Source organism: Methylobacterium sp. E-012 (assembly GCF_057836545.1).
In genome coordinates this window covers 5,723,048-5,737,671 of the sequence record NZ_JBYQEY010000001.1, presented here as the reverse complement: position 1 = coordinate 5,737,671, position 14,624 = coordinate 5,723,048, and the positions used below count along the sequence as shown (strand labels likewise).

Sequence of the window (14,624 nt, the reverse complement as noted above, 5' to 3'; positions counted from 1 at the left end):
AGTGCGCGTCGCGCCCGGTCCGCCGGGTGCGGCTTCGCCATGTCGGAGCCTCCGCCGAACCGCGGCCCGACCCGTTCGCGCCACGTCCCCGTCGGGGAACCGGACGCCGACGAGCACCTGCTGGACGCGTCTCGCGCGCGGGTGAAGTCCGGCCGCTGGCCGATGCGCGGCTGGCGACTGCGACGATCACCCACCTCAGGGCCTGACCGGATCCCGCGGGATCAGCCGGAAGCGGGCTGCCCTGTCCGGCTGCGTCGTGACCACCGCCTGCGGCAGCACCGGCTCATGGTCGTCCAGGACGAGGCGGAACCGGACCAGCAGCAGCGCCAAAGCCAGCACCGCCTCGCTCAGCGCGAATTGCGCGCCGATGCAGACGCGCGGACCGGCGCCGAAGGGCAGATAGGCGAAGCGCGGCGGCGTCGGCGCGCCCGGCAGGAAGCGGCCGGGATCGAAGGCCTCCGGATCCGACCAGAGCGTCCGGTGCCGATGGAGGACCCAGGGGCTCACCATCACGATGTCGTTCTTGTTCACCGGATGGCCCGCCACGGTGTCGGGGCCGAGGGCCCGGCGGACCACCACGAAGGCTGCCGGGTACAGGCGCAGGGTCTCGTCGATGACCGCGCGGGTCAGCGGCAGCCGCCCGTCGCCCTGGCAACCGGTCGGGTCGGCAAGATCGGCGCTGCGCGCCTCGGCGGCGACGCGCTCCTGCATCTCCGGGGCCAGCGCCAGCAGGTAGGCGGCCCAGAACAGGGTGCCGGCCGTGGTCTCGTGGCCGGCCAGGATCATCGTGGCGACCTGGTCGCGCAGTTCGGCCGGGGTGAAGGCGGCGCCCGTATCCGGATTGCGCGCCGCTGTGAGCAGATCCAGCAGATCCCCGGAGCCGGCATGGGACCGGTCCACCTGCTGGCGCGCCGCGATGATGCGGTCGAGGAACGGGATCCAGCGGCGGCGGAAGCGCGCCCGCGCCCAGTCGAGCGGGACCGGCCAACCCGGCGGCGTCACGATGTCGAGCAGGTGCGGCCGGCCCATCCGCACCGCATATTCGGCGATGAACCGGCGCAGCTCGGCGCCGTGCTCGTCCATGCCCACCGAGAACATGGCGCGGCCCGCCACTTCGAGGGCGAGCCGGTAGAAGGCATTGAACAGGTCGACCGGCCCCGCCGCGGCCTCGGCGGCGATGTGATCCAGCCCCTCCGTCACCGCGGCCGCGATGTGGGGCACGAGGCCGTCGATCGCCCGCGGCGTGAAGGCCGGTGCCAGGGTCCGGCGCTGGTGGCGCCACGCCGCGCCCTCGCTGATCAGGAGCCCGTCGCCCAGGATCGGGCGCAGGATCCGGGTCGTGCCGGTGGTGCGCGCGTAGTTCGCCTGATTGTCGACCAGGACCCGGCGGATCGCCTCCGGGTCGTTGAGGACGAAGCTCCACCGGCCGAGCAGGCCCCGGCGGCTCACCGGCTCCTCGTAGGCGCGCCGGGGGAAGCCATCGAGGCCGTTGTCGCGGATCGAGCGCAGATAGGCCGCGATCGGCAGCTCGCGCTCCGGCGGTGCCCGGTGCGGCGGCACCACGCGGGGCAGGCCCGCGAGGCTCGGGGTCGTCCGGGCCTGGGTCACGGTCGCGTCCGAAAGAACGGGCATGGCGCCATCCTGTGCCGGAGACGGGCGGACCTGTAAACCGCCGCGCGCGCCGGTCACGCCGACGTCATTCCGCGGCGGCGCGCAGGCGCGCCTCCGCCTTCTTGAGCGGCAGCCGGGCCGGGAACCGCGCGGGATCCGCCTCGGCCGACAGGCTGGCGATCACGCTCGCCTGGGGCAGGGTGGCCGCCGCGACGGCGAGCAGTGTGTCGACGCCGTGCTCCAGATGCTCGTCGACCCGGTCGATCACCAGCACCTCCGGATCGCGCAGGATGGCCCGGGCGAGGCCGATCCGCACGCGGACACGCTCGGTCAGCAATTGCCCGCGATTGCCGACCTGCTTCTCCAGGCCCCGGCGCTGGATCGATCGCTCAAGGTCGAAGGCGCGGAACACCGCCCGCGCCTCCCGTTGGATGATCGCCTCGCCGTGCATCCGGGCCGTGTCGATGCGGCCGAAGAGCAGGTTGTCGAGCACGGTGCTGCGCGGATTGATCCGGTTCGGGTCGTAGGATTCGATGTCGCAGCCATCGTCGCCATGCATGAAGCCCTGGACGACGTTCCGCGCCCCAACGATGCGGTTCTTGAGCGCCTGGTCGAGCAGGCCGAAGCGCATCCGCGGCTCCACGTAGGCGAGGGCCAGGGCCAGGAAGGCCACGCTGTCGGCTTCGCCCAGGCGCCCGTCGCCGGGCAGGCGCGCGAGCCGGCGCAGATAATCCGGAAGGGCGTCCGGGGTGATCAGCGAGAACCGCCGGAACAGCGGGTGGCCGGGCGGAACGTCGGCGAAAATATCCTTGAGGTTGCTGGCGATGGCCACGCCCATGCGGTCGAGTTCGTCGAGGAGCTTGGCCCGCTCGAGGGCGGCGCGGAACAGGGGGGTTCCGGCCAGGCGGTGCGGATCCATCAATGTCGGGTCGCGCGGCACCCCGAACAGCAGGTTCTCCCCCACGGTCGCCTGATCGTTGTAGCTGCCCCGGGCGAAGGGGATCACGAGGTCGGCGAGACCCTTCTGGACGAAGTGGGTGCGCAGGTGCTCCCGGGCCGCGATCATGCGCTGGCCCGCCGGCGTATCGTGGGTGACCGAGCTGAGCGCGCTGAGGCCGAACCGGTAGAGCTCGTCGCCGAGGTGGAGCCGGCCGACCAGGTCGAGGAGGCGTTCGTCGAGATCCTCCGCGTTCCGCGCCCCGAGCTGCCGGTAGTCGATCCACGGATCGTCGACGCTGTCGCACGGGTTGCCGGTCTTCACCGCCTCGTTGATCCGCGTCTTGCTGAGGTCGAGGCGGCCGGTCCGTAGGGGCCGGATCCGCAGGCCGTAGAGGATGTTGTCGCGCACGGTGCCCGGAAAGAGCACGGGGTCCGGACCGGCGAAGGCGATCCGGTGGGCATGGACGGGGCGCGGCAGGATCGACAGGTCGTGTTCGCCGATCCGGATCGTTCCGTTCGAGGCCGTCTGCAGACCGGCGAGGACGCGGGCGAATTCCTGCGCCACCGGGCCGGGGGGCACCAGGGCGATGCGCTCCGGCAGCCGCATTTCGAGGTCGCCGACCTCGATCGGCGGGCCGCCCTGCGGATCGCGCAGGGCCAGACCCTCGACCTTGAGCGGGCTGCCGAGCGGCGGGGGCGTCTCCTGAAGCTCGGCCTCGCCCGGCCGGAGGCGTTGCGGCCCGAAATGCGCCGCCACGGTCTCGTACTTCACCTCCACGTCGAGGCGCTGCTGATCCCAGTCGATCAGTTCCTTGAGGGGCGGCGGCAGGTCGCGATAGGCGGCGAGAACAGCCACGAGCTGGCCGATATCGAGTTCGCCCTTCAGGGCGAAGTAGCCGCCGATCGCGTAGAACAGGAACGGGGTGATCTGGGCGAGCAGGTTGTTGAGGTATTTGACCGCGAACTTGCGCCGGTAGATCCGCAGGCGCAGGTCGTAGAGGCTGTAGAGCCGGCCGCCGATCTCCGCCCGCTCCCAGCGGCCGGTATCGTTGATGACCACCGCCGGCAGGCCGTCGAGCACCTCGGCGACGCGGCCGGCGAGGTTGCGCGAGGCAATCTGACGGCGGCGGCTGAGGCGGATGATCTCGCGCCGCAGCCGCGGGATCACGATCATCTGCACGCCGACCATGCCGCCCGCCGTGAGGCCGAGCCACAGGTTCTGCATCATGATGAAGATGAGCGCGGTGGCGGCCTGGGTGCCCAGGAACACCGGCACCACGATCGCGTCGCCGATGAAGGAGCCGATCGGCTCGACCTCGTCGCGGATGATCGTGGCGGTCTCGGAGGATTTCACCTCCCGCTGGGCCTCCGGCGAGAAGCGCAGCATCAGGCTGAACAGCTGGAAGCGCAGGCGCCGCAGCATCCGCTCGCCGAGAATGCCCTTCTGAAGGTTGATCCAGAACTTGAACGCGCCGTTGATCAGCACGAGGCCGAGGAACAAGGTCGACAGGCCGAGCAGCAGCTCGAAGCGGTCGACCTGGAACCCCTCGAACAGCCGCGTCGTCCCGCCGCCGACCAGATCGGGCCACGACACGGTGATCTCCAGGAACGGCGCGGTCGCCTCGCCGTGGGAGAAGGCCTTGCCGGTGATCGCGTCGTTGACGATGCGCTTGGGCAGGTCGAGGGAGGCGAAGTAGAACGGCAGGGAGGCCAGGACGACGGCGCAGATCCGGAACTGTTCGCCCTTCGAATACCGCCAGATGTATGGGAACAGCCGCGGCTCAAGCGCGCGCATGGGTTCGTTCCCACGAGGAGCTGTCACAACGGAGGTCATGCCGAATCGCCGTACCCATGCGTGGGTTCTGGGCCGATACGGTAACCGAGCGGTTCGATTTCATCCAATCACCTCAGGACCGCTCCCATAGACCGCCCAATCCCGCTCGGGGTGTCACGGATCCGTCATATAGGGTGCCGGTTGGGACCCAGGTCGGCATGAACGGTCGGTCTGCCCCTCCCGCCGGTCTTGGCTGCGGCCGAGGGGTTTGGACGGGTTCACGCCGGTACCGGACTCCGCCATGGCGCGGTTCAGCGCATCCGCCATGTCGAGGGTGGCCTTGCCCCAGGGCGCGCGTCCTTATATTGCGACGCAACCATCACGACTCCGTACCTGCACCGGCGCGGACGGCCGCGCCGCGCGGCCGCCAGGGAGCCGGCACAACCCGTTTCGGGCCGCCATGAATCTGCGCAACATCGCCATCATTGCCCACGTCGACCACGGCAAGACGACCTTGGTCGACAAGCTGCTGGCCCAGTCCGGCACCTTCCGCGAGAATCAGCGGGTCGAGGAACGGGCGATGGATTCGAACGACCTCGAGAAGGAACGCGGCATCACCATCCTCGCCAAGGCGACCTCGGTCGTCTGGAAGGACACCCGCGTCAACATCGTCGACACCCCCGGCCACGCCGATTTCGGCGGCGAGGTCGAGCGCATCCTGTCGATGGTCGACGGCGTGATCGTGCTGGTGGACGCCGCCGAGGGCCCGATGCCGCAGACCAAGTTCGTGGTTGGCAAGGCCCTCAAGATCGGCCTGCGCCCGATCGTGGCGATCAACAAGGTCGACCGTCCGGACGCGCGGATCAACGAGGTCGTGAACGAGGTGTTCGACCTGTTCGCGGCCTTGGACGCCACCGACGAGCAGCTCGACTTCCCGATCCTCTACGGGTCCGGCCGCAACGGCTGGATGGCCGAGACCCCGGAGGCCGACCCTGCCGTGGGCCTCGAGCCGCTTTTCGACCTCGTGCTGAAGCACGTGCCCCCGGCGCGGGTCGACGAGGGCCCGTTCCGGATGCTCGGCACCCTGCTGGAAGCCAACCCGTTCCTGGGCCGCATCATCACCGGCCGCATCGCGGCGGGCTCGGTGAAGCCGAACCAGCAGATCAAGGTCCTGGACCGGACCGGCAAGGTCGTGGAGACCGGCCGGGTCTCGAAGATCCTCGCCTTCCGCGGCCTGGAGCGCGCGCCGATCGAGATCGGCGAGGCGGGGGACATCGTGTCGATCGCCGGCCTGATGAAGGGCACCGTCGCCGACACCTTCTGCGATCCCCAGGTCGACACCCCGATCCAGGCCCAGCCGATCGATCCGCCGACCGTGACCATGTCGTTCATCGTCAACGACAGCCCGCTCGCCGGCACCGAGGGCGACAAGGTCACGAGCCGGATGATCCGCGACCGCCTGTTCAAGGAGGCTGAGGGCAACGTCACGCTCAAGATCGAGGAGGCGGCCGACAAGGATTCCTTCTACGTCTCGGGCCGCGGCGAGCTGCAGCTCTCGATCCTGATCGAGACCATGCGCCGCGAGGGTTTCGAGATCGCCGTGTCGCGCCCCCGCGTGGTGTTCGAGCGCGACGAGGCCGGCGGCCTGCTCGAGCCGATCGAGGAGGTGGTGATCGACGTCGACGAGGAGCATTCCGGCGTCGTCGTGCAGAAGATGTCCGAGCGGAAGGCCGAGATGCTGGAGATGCGGCCCTCGGGCGGCAACCGCCTGCGGCTCGTCTTCCATGCCCCCACCCGAGGCCTGATCGGCTACCAGGGCGAATTGCTCACCGACACCCGCGGCACCGCGATCATGAACCGGCTGTTCAAGGCCTACGAGCCCTACAAGGGCGAGATGCCGGGCCGGCGCAACGGCGTGCTGATCTCCAACGATCAGGGCGAGGCCGTGGCCTACGCCATGTGGAACCTGGAGGACCGCGGCCCGATGATGATCGAGCCCGGCTGGAAGGTCTATCAGGGCATGATCGTCGGCGAGCACAACCGCGAGAACGACCTCGAGGTGAACGTGCTCAAGGGCAAGAAGCTCACCAACATCCGCACCACCTCGAAGGACGAGGCCGTGCGCCTCACCCCGCCGATCCGGATGACTCTGGAGCGCTCGCTGGCCTGGATCCAGGACGACGAGCTCGTCGAGGTGACGCCGAAGTCGATCCGCCTGCGCAAGGCGGTCCTCGACCCCAACGACCGCAAGCGCGCCGAGCGGTCCAAGGAGAACGCGGCCTGAGCCGATCGCCCGGCGATCGGACGTGAACAAAAGGCAACCGGGCGCTCAGGTCCGGTTGCTGATGCGGCCCTTATGCCGGATCCCGATCGGGTCCATCGAACCCTTATGCCAGCGTCCCTAGCTTGGCGTGGTGGCCCCGAGAGGCCCGTGTGAACCCCCTGACTCCGATGTCCGTCGCGTTGAACCCGCTCCAACCCGCCCTGCCGGCCGCCTCCGGGACGCCGCTCTCCTATCTCGTCGGCCAGGACGGCGAGGGCCACTGGGTCGCCGTCGAGACCGGGGGACGGGCCGGTGGCATCTTCCGCAGCCGCCAGGACGCGATCCGCTACGCCTGCCTCGAGAGCGGCTGCCGCCCGGACGCGGTCCGGATGGCGGCGGGGCCGATCCCGTTTCGGCTGTCCTGACGCGATGGCCCTGGACGCGACTCGCTGAACGAGGAACGCGCGCCACATCCTGCATGGGGTGCGCGGCTTTCAGTAACCGTATGTAGACCGGCGCTGGGCCGAACCTAGAGAGTACGCCGGTGGCACGGCGTTCCGCATGGTCCCGCGGAGCACCGTGTTCCTGAGCCCGTGCGAGCGGGCCGCGTCCTGACGCCGGTTCTGCCCGGATCAATCCTCCTCCTCCGCTGCGGCGAATTCCCCCGACAGTTTCAGCCCCGCGATCCAGGTCTCGCCGTCGCGCTTGATGACGGTCCGCGGCCGGGCATCCCCGTGCTCCGCGATCCCCTCCGCCAGCCGCTCGGAATGCGTGACGAGCCAGACCTGTGTGCGCTCCGCCGCCCGGACGATCAGCCGGGCCAGCGGCTCCATCAGGTCGGGATGCAAGCTCGTCTCGGGCTCGTTCAGCGCGATGAAGGGCGGCAGCCGGTAGCCCAGGAGGGCGCCCGACAGGGCGAGGTAGCGCAGGGTTCCGTCCGACAGTTCCGGGGCCGTGAAGACGCGCGCCGGGAAGTCAGGGACGCTCAAGCCGAAACGCGCCTCGCGGTCCGGCTCCGGGACGACGAGCCGGGCCCCTGGGAAGGCGCCGTCCACGGCCCGATCGAGCTCGACCGTGTCCTGCCGGATATGCACCAGGGTGGCGAAGACCGCGGCGAGGTCGGAGCCGTCCGAGGCCAAGGTCGGCGTCGTCACCGCGAGGCACGGCCGCCGCAGGGGCGATTCGGCGTCGCTTCGGAAGGTGTGATGGAAGCGCCAGGCCGTCAGCGCCTGGCGGACCAGGGCGACCTCCGGATGGCCGGCGGCGTCGAGGACGCTGCCGAGCACGGTCTCGGTGGGCAGCAGGTCCGCGCCGAGGGACCGCTTCCGGCCGTCCTCGTCCCGGGCGAAGCCGGTGGGACCGTCGCGGTCCAGCATCACCGCCGCGCGGCCGCCGGTCCGGACCGTCAGGCGCTCGGCCTTGACCTGCGGCTCCTGGCGGAAGGCGGCGCCGAGCGTGCCGTTGCTCCCCTGCGGCACGAGCCCAACCTCGACCGCGTAGGCGAAGTCCTGGCCGGTCCCATCGTCGCGCAGGGTCGCCGACAGGCGGATCCGGGCGGGCTCGCCCTGCCGGCGCCGGCCGGCCCAGAGCGCCGAGTTCATGCCGCCCTCCGCGGCGAGGTCGCGGGCGAGGGTGCCCCGGGCCGCCGCCTGCAGCAGTTCGAGGGCCCGGTACAGATTGGTCTTGCCCGTGCCGTTGCCGCCGACGAAGACCGACAGGCCGTCGACCGGGAATCCGATCCGCCTCAGCGAGCGATAGCCCGAGACCGCCACCTCACGAACGACCAGCATCCCCTGTGCCCCCCCGCTTTCGACGCCTGCAGGATGCCCGATCCCCGGGCACCCGGCCGCGACGGTGCGGCCAGCGTCTCAGGAAAGGCTTTTAGTCCGGTATCGTCAGGTCCGCGATCCCCGCGGGGGCTTCCGGGTGGCGCGGATCCATCGCCTCCAGCGTGTCCGCCACCGTCCGGGCCACCACGTAGTTGCGGAACCACTTGTGGTCGGCCGGCACCACCAGCCAGGGAGCCTCTGGCGTGGAGCAGTGGGTGAGGGCATCCGCGAAGGCCTGCTGGTAGGCGTCCCAGGACTTCCGCTCGACGAGGTCGGCCGGTTCGAATTTCCAGCGCTTGTGCGGATCGGCGATCCGGGCCTCCAGGCGCTTCTTCTGCTCCGCCTTGGAGATGTGGAGGAAGAACTTGAGCATCGTCGTGCCGGACTCGGCGAGCAGATGCTCGAAATCGTTGATCCGGCCGTAGCGGCTCCGCCAGACCGCATCCGGGACGAGGCCCTTCACGCGCACGACGAGCACGTCCTCGTAGTGGCTGCGGTTGAACACGCCGATCATGCCGCGCGCCGGGGTCCGGGCATGGTAGCGCCAGAGGAAATCGTGATCGAGCTCGTCGCGCGAGGGCACCTTGAACGCGCTGACGGTGCAGCCCTGCGGGTTCACGCCCTTGAGCACCGATCCGATGGTCCCGTCCTTGCCGCCGGTGTCGATCGCCTGGAAGACCAGGAGCAGGCTGCGGCGGCGCTCGGCGTAGAGGCGTTCCTGGAGGTCGATGATGCGCGCGCGCTCCTTGGCCAGCGCATTCTTCGCCCAGTCCTTGTCGAGCCCGCCATCGGCCCCGGTGTCGACGGCCGCCAGGTCGAAGGGCGCGCCCGGCTCGACCGCGACGATGCCCTGTGCCGGGCGGATCGGCCCCGGCGGGCGGCCACCCGGCGGTGCCGGCTCGGTTCCCGACACGGTGCCGGACTGGCTGGCGGTGGACGGTCGGGCCGCCCATTCCGATCCGTGCAGGTCGGCCCTCTCTGTCACGCCGTCGTCATGCCCCTGGCCGCGATGATGCTTGCCGTGCTTCTTCGACATGGGCAGGACCTGTTTCCGGACGTTGCCGACCGACGGCGAGAACGGGCGGCAGGCTGAGCCGTTCCGAGGGCCGGGGCAGGACGGGGTTGAGTCGGTTGGTCACCATCTACTTCATCCGCCACGGCCAGACCGACTGGAACGCCGAGGGGCGCCTCCAGGGCGGGCGCGACATCGACCTGAACGCCCAGGGCGAGATCCAGGCCGCCGCCGTCGCGGCGCGCCTCGCCGCCGCGGCGGGTCCGAGGCTGGCCGATGCGGATTTCGTCGCGAGCCCGCTCAAGCGGACCCGGCGCACCATGGAGATCCTCCGGTCGGCCCTCGGCCTGCCATCGGAGGCGTACCGCACCGATCCGCGGCTGCGTGAGATCAGCTTCGGCAATTGGGAAGGCTCGACCTGGGCGGAGATCCGCCGCCGCGATCCAGTCGGCGCCGCGGGACGCGACCGGGACCGCTGGCACCATCGTCCGCCGGGGACCGGCGGCGAGAGCTACGCCGCCCTGGTCGAGCGCGTTGGACCCATGCTCGCCGATCTGGAGCGGGACACGGTCGTCGTCGCCCATGGCGGCGTCGCGCGGGCGGCGCTCGTGGCGCGCGGCCATCTCGACATCTACACCGCGCCCCGCATCGGCATACGCCAGGGCGAGGTTCTGATCCTGGGACCCGACGGCTGGCGCTGGGCTTGATCCCGGGCGCCGGCGCAGTGCAAAGCCGCCTCGATAACGGCATGATCGGCGGGCTATAGGGCAGCCGGCACGGTGGGCGCCGGCTCGAGTGACCGGCCAGCGGAGCAGCGGATGAGCGACGTCGCCGAGAAGACCCGGGCCGGCCCGGCGGCCGGGGAGCGCGAGCGTGCCGGTCCCGGGGCGGCGGTTCTGCGGGGCGCGCACCGCCCCGACCTGATCCGCGACGAGGTGCTGGCCGAGATCTTCCTGGACTCGGCCCGGTCCCGGCCCGAGCATCCCTGCCTGGTCGACGGCGACCGCGTCGAGGCGGGTGGCATCCATCCGCACCTGACCTATGCCGCGGTCGCGGCCCGCGCCGGCCGGATCGCCGCCGGGCTTGCCCATCGCGGCATCGGGCCCGGGGACGTGGTCGGTCTCTGGATGGCCCGCGGCCCCGATCTCCTCGTGGCGCAGATCGGCATCACCCTGTCGGGCGCCGCGTGGCTGCCCTTCGACGCCGAGGCGCCCGCCGACCGGGTGGGCGTGTGCCTGACCGACGCCGCCGCCAAGGCGCTCCTGGTCTCCCCGGCGCTGCGCCCCTCGGCGCCCGCTGCCGCCCCGGCCCTGACCCCGGCCGATCTCGACGCCGCGACCCCGGCCGACGCCCCGGTGCCGGACGCCCGCAGCAAAGGCCTGACGCCGGAGCACCCCGCCTACCTGATCTACACCTCGGGCTCGACCGGCGTGCCGAAGGGCATCGTCATCAGCCACGCCAATATCTGCCACTTCCTGCGCTCGGCCAACGCCCTCTACGGGATGCGCGCCGACGACGTGGTGTTCCAGGGGGCCTCGGTGGCCTTCGACCTCTCGATGGAGGAGATCTGGGTCCCGTACCTCGTGGGCGCCACGCTGTTCGTGGCGAGCCCGGCCATGATGGGCGACGTGGAATCCCTGCCCGGCATCCTGGAGGTGGAGCGGATCACCGTCCTCGACACCGTGCCGACCCTGCTGGCGATGATCTCCGGCGATTTGCCGACCGTGCGCCTGATCCTGCTCGGCGGCGAGGCCCTGCCCGAGCCGCTGGTGGCGCGATGGGCGACCCCGGCGCGAAGCCTGTTCAACACCTACGGGCCGACCGAGGCGACCGTGGTGGCCACCGCGGCCGAGATGCGGCCCGGCGAGCCGGTCACCATCGGCGGCCCGATCCCGAATTACTCCGTCTACGTCGCTGGCGAGGATCTGAGCCTGCTCGGGCGCGACCAGCCGGGGGAACTCCTGATCGGCGGCCCCGGCGTCGCCCGCGGCTATCTCGCGCGCCCCGAACTGACGGCGGAAAAATTCATCGCCAACCCGTTCGCGTCCGACGGAACCGATCCGATCCTGTACCGCTCGGGCGACGCGGTCTCCCTCGACGCCGCCGGCCGGATCGTGTTCCACGGCCGGATCGACGATCAGGTCAAGATCCGCGGCTTCCGCGTGGAGCTCGGGGAGATCGAGGCGCGGATCCGGAGCGTGCCCGACATCAACCAGGCCGCGGTGGTGCTGCGGCAGGACGATGGCGTCGACCGCCTGGTCGCCTTCCTGATCCCGGAGCGCGGCCACACGATCGAGACCGCCGCCCTGCGCCGGATTCTCGCCGGGCAGATGCCACCCTACATGGTGCCGGGCCATTTCGAGGTGACGGAGACGCTGCCGCGCCTGACCTCGGGCAAGGTCGACCGCAAGGCGCTGAAGATCGCCCCGCTCACCGTGGTCTCGGCCGACGGCGAGCAGGAGCCTCCGGCCAACGAGACCGAGGCCGCCCTCGTCGCCGCCGCCAAGCAGGTGTTCGGGAACCAGCCGATCCCGCTGACGGGGGATTTCTTCGCCGATCTCGGGGGCCACTCGCTGCTTGCCGCCCGCTTCGTCTCGGCGGTGCGCGAGAGCCCGGCGCTGGCCGGCATCACCCTGCCGGACGTCTACGCCCTGCGCACCGTGCGGGCGATGGCCGATGCGCTGATCGAGCGGACCGGCGGCATGGGCGCCGCCGCGTCCATCCGCGACCTGAGCTTCGCGCCGCCGCCGCTCCTGCGCCGGGCGCTGTGCGGCCTCGCGCAACTCGTCGCGCTGCCCGTCGTGATCGCGCTCGCCACCGCGCAGTGGCTCGGCATGTTCGTGACCTATCTGCTGCTCACCGGCGGCGGGCTCAGCTTCTTCGCCGAACTCGGCGTGCTGCTGCTCGTCTACGTGGCGATCAACGGCGTGACCGCGGTGGTGGCGGTGGCCGGCAAGTGGCTGATCCTGGGCAAGACCAGGCCGGGCCGCTATCCGCTCTGGGGGACCTACTACTATCGCTGGTGGCTGGCGCAGCGGCTGGCACCCCTGGTGCACGTCAAGTGGCTGCAGGGCTCGCCGGCCATCGCGATCTACCTGCGCCTGATGGGCGCCCGGGTCGGCCGCGACACCCTCATCTCCGACATCGAGGTCGGCGCCCCCGATCTCCTGACCATCGGCGACGGCGCGTCGCTCGGCGGCCGCCTCGTCATCGCCAATGCCGAGATCATGGGCAACGAGCTGGTGATCGGCCGCGTCGAGATCGGCGCCGATGCGGCGGTGGGCACCTCCTGCGTGATCAGCCACGACACGGTGATCGGCCCGCAGGCCGAGATCGCCGATCTCACCACGATCCCGGCCGGGACCCGGGTCGGGCCCGCCGAGGCCTGGGACGGGTCCCCCGGCCGCAGGGTCGGGATGGCCGACCTTTCCGCACTGCCGGAACCCGCCGACGCCTCGTGGACGCGGCGGGCCGCCTTCATGGCCGCCTATGTCGTGCTGCTCGGCGTGATCCCGGCGGTGGGACTCCTGCCGATCTTCCCGGCATTCTTCATCTTCGATCAGATCTCGGACTCGCTCTCCGACATGACCGATATCGACTATCACTGGTACCTGCCGATCCTCACCTGGCCGACCGCCATGCTGATGACCGCCGGCACGGTGCTGCTGATCGCCGGCATCCGCTGGGTCCTGCTGCCGCGGACGCGGCACGGCACCTACTCGGTGCACTCGCTGTTCTACCTGCGGAAATGGTCGCTGGCGCTCGCCGTCGAGGTGACGCTGGAGACGCTCTCGTCGCTGTTCGCCACCGTGTACATGCGGGCCTGGTACCGGCTGATGGGCGCCCGGATGGGCCAGGGCGCGGAGATCTCCACGAATCTCGGCGGCCGGTACGACCTCGCCGATGTCGGGCCCAAGAACTTCATCGCCGACGAGGTGGTGTACGGCGAGGAGGAAATCCGGCGCGGCTGGATGCACCTGGAGCCGACCCGCACCGGGGCCCGGGTCTTCGTCGGCAACGACGCCGTGGTCCCGCCCGGGGCGATCATCCCCGACGACGTGCTCATCGGCATCAAGTCGAAGCCGCCCGCGAACGACGCCATGAGCCCCGGCGAGACCTGGTTCGGCTCGCCGCCGATTCGGCTGCCCGCCCGCCAGCGGATCGATCTCGGATCGAACGCCCAGACCTACGAGCCCGGGCTCTGGCCGAAGATCCGGCGCGGCGTGTTCGAGGCCTTCGCGACCTCGTTCTCGCCGATGCTCTACATCACCCTCGCGATCACGGTGATCGATTGGTACTTCTACCCGGCGATCCTCGAGAAGGATTGGTCGGGCCTGGCCTTCAGCTTCGTCGCGGCGAGCGTCGCCATCGCGCTGATCCAGTCCGCGGCGGTGATCGCGATGAAGTGGCTGCTGATGGGCGTCTACAAGCCCGGCATGCAGCCGATGTGGTCCTGGTGGGCCATGCGCACCGAGGCCATCGCGGTGGCCTATTGGGGGCTCGCCGGCAAGGTCCTGCTGGAGCATCTCCAGGGCACGCCGTTCCTGCCCTGGGTGCTCAGGCTGTTCGGAGTGAAGGTCGGCAAGGGCGTCTGCATGCTCACCACCGACATCACCGAGTTCGACTGCGTGACGATCGGCGACTACGCCACGATCAACCGGGTGTCGGCGCTCCAGACCCACCTCTACGAGGACCGAATCATGAAGATCGGCCGGGTGATCGTGGGCAAGGGTGTCTCGGTGGGGGCGTTCTCGACGGTGCTGTACGACACCAAGGTCGGCGACTTCGCCCGGCTGCGCCCGCTCACCATCGTCATGAAGGGCGAGTCGATCCCCGCCAACACCGAGTGGGAGGGCGCCCCCGCGGTCCCGGTGATCCACGCCGCCTGACCGTGCGCGCATCGTCCCGAAGGGTGCCCCCCTCCCGAGACGATGCCCGCCGCAGGGGTGAGGGACACTTCGGCATTGCGCGCCCGCGCGATCTCAGGCTTGGGCGAATGCGGCCGAACGCGTCGCGCGCATCCCGGACGCCAGTGCCGTCTTGCAATTGTGAGCGGTCGCGCCGCTCAATTGCGAGCCAATACAGGCATAGGATTCGGTTTTCGGGCAGTCTAAGCTCTGCTGATATCTGTCTTCGCTGATTCGCTGCCGCCTGTGCGCGAACACGGCAGAGCGGGACGGGACCCCCGTGGTCGGC

The 14,624-nt window shown here is 70.5% G+C and carries 8 protein-coding genes; 4 read left to right on the top strand and 4 right to left on the bottom strand.

What is annotated here, in order from left to right:
• Positions 1–195 precede the first annotated feature (195 nt).
• Together AC3IF1_RS27485 and AC3IF1_RS27480 are read right to left on the bottom strand one after the other, a co-directional pair.
• Entirely contained in the window at positions 196–1,632 is a 1,437-nt protein-coding gene (locus AC3IF1_RS27485) for a cytochrome P450 (protein ID WP_489220153.1), read from the bottom strand.
• A gap of 64 nt (positions 1,633–1,696) precedes the next feature.
• Positions 1,697–4,345, bottom strand: coding sequence for an ABC transporter transmembrane domain-containing protein (locus AC3IF1_RS27480; RefSeq protein ID WP_489220152.1), 2,649 nt, complete (start codon positions 4,343–4,345; stop codon positions 1,697–1,699).
• 439 nt (positions 4,346–4,784) lie between these two features.
• Between AC3IF1_RS27480 and typA the strand changes: the two genes are divergently transcribed.
• Positions 4,785–6,608, top strand: coding sequence for a translational GTPase TypA (gene typA / locus AC3IF1_RS27475; RefSeq protein ID WP_243972976.1), 1,824 nt, complete (start codon positions 4,785–4,787; stop codon positions 6,606–6,608).
• Positions 6,609–6,775: 167 nt separating this feature from the next.
• Positions 6,776–7,012 (top strand): RAG2 PHD domain containing protein, encoded by a 237-nt coding sequence (locus AC3IF1_RS27470; RefSeq protein ID WP_243973001.1) that lies wholly within the window; start codon positions 6,776–6,778, stop codon positions 7,010–7,012.
• Positions 7,013–7,219: 207 nt separating this feature from the next.
• On the opposite strand, the gene AC3IF1_RS27465 is transcribed toward AC3IF1_RS27470, so the two are convergent.
• Complete coding sequence (locus tag AC3IF1_RS27465; RefSeq protein WP_489220151.1) at positions 7,220–8,377, bottom strand: AAA family ATPase; 1,158 nt, start codon at positions 8,375–8,377, stop codon at positions 7,220–7,222.
• A 91-nt stretch (positions 8,378–8,468) separates the two neighbouring features.
• Positions 8,469–9,452 carry a polyphosphate kinase 2 family protein gene (locus tag AC3IF1_RS27460; RefSeq protein ID WP_489220150.1) on the bottom strand — a complete coding sequence of 328 codons (984 nt, stop codon included), beginning with the start codon at positions 9,450–9,452 and terminating at the stop codon, positions 8,469–8,471.
• A 95-nt stretch (positions 9,453–9,547) separates the two neighbouring features.
• Here AC3IF1_RS27460 and AC3IF1_RS27455 point away from each other — a divergent pair, with 95 nt between their 5' ends.
• Both AC3IF1_RS27455 and AC3IF1_RS27450 read left to right on the top strand, forming a co-directional pair.
• Entirely contained in the window at positions 9,548–10,135 is a 588-nt protein-coding gene (locus tag AC3IF1_RS27455; protein WP_489220488.1) for a histidine phosphatase family protein, read from the top strand.
• A gap of 111 nt (positions 10,136–10,246) precedes the next feature.
• Entirely contained in the window at positions 10,247–14,317 is a 4,071-nt protein-coding gene (locus AC3IF1_RS27450; protein WP_489220149.1) for a Pls/PosA family non-ribosomal peptide synthetase, read from the top strand.
• The last annotated feature ends 307 nt before the right edge of the window (positions 14,318–14,624 follow it).

What these genes read in the sequence shown, in the direction of transcription:
- AC3IF1_RS27480 (WP_489220152.1), bottom strand. Translation starts at nt 4,345, where the DNA reads ATGCGCGCGCTTGAGCCGCGGCTGTTCCCATACATCTGGCGGTATTCG.
- AC3IF1_RS27460 (WP_489220150.1), bottom strand. Translation starts at nt 9,452, where the DNA reads ATGTCGAAGAAGCACGGCAAGCATCATCGCGGCCAGGGGCATGACGAC.
- typA (WP_243972976.1), top strand. Translation starts at nt 4,785, where the DNA reads ATGAATCTGCGCAACATCGCCATCATTGCCCACGTCGACCACGGCAAG.
- AC3IF1_RS27470 (WP_243973001.1), top strand. Translation starts at nt 6,776, where the DNA reads ATGTCCGTCGCGTTGAACCCGCTCCAACCCGCCCTGCCGGCCGCCTCC.
- AC3IF1_RS27485 (WP_489220153.1), bottom strand. Translation starts at nt 1,632, where the DNA reads ATGCCCGTTCTTTCGGACGCGACCGTGACCCAGGCCCGGACGACCCCG.
- AC3IF1_RS27450 (WP_489220149.1), top strand. Translation starts at nt 10,247, where the DNA reads ATGAGCGACGTCGCCGAGAAGACCCGGGCCGGCCCGGCGGCCGGGGAG.
- AC3IF1_RS27465 (WP_489220151.1), bottom strand. Translation starts at nt 8,377, where the DNA reads ATGCTGGTCGTTCGTGAGGTGGCGGTCTCGGGCTATCGCTCGCTGAGG.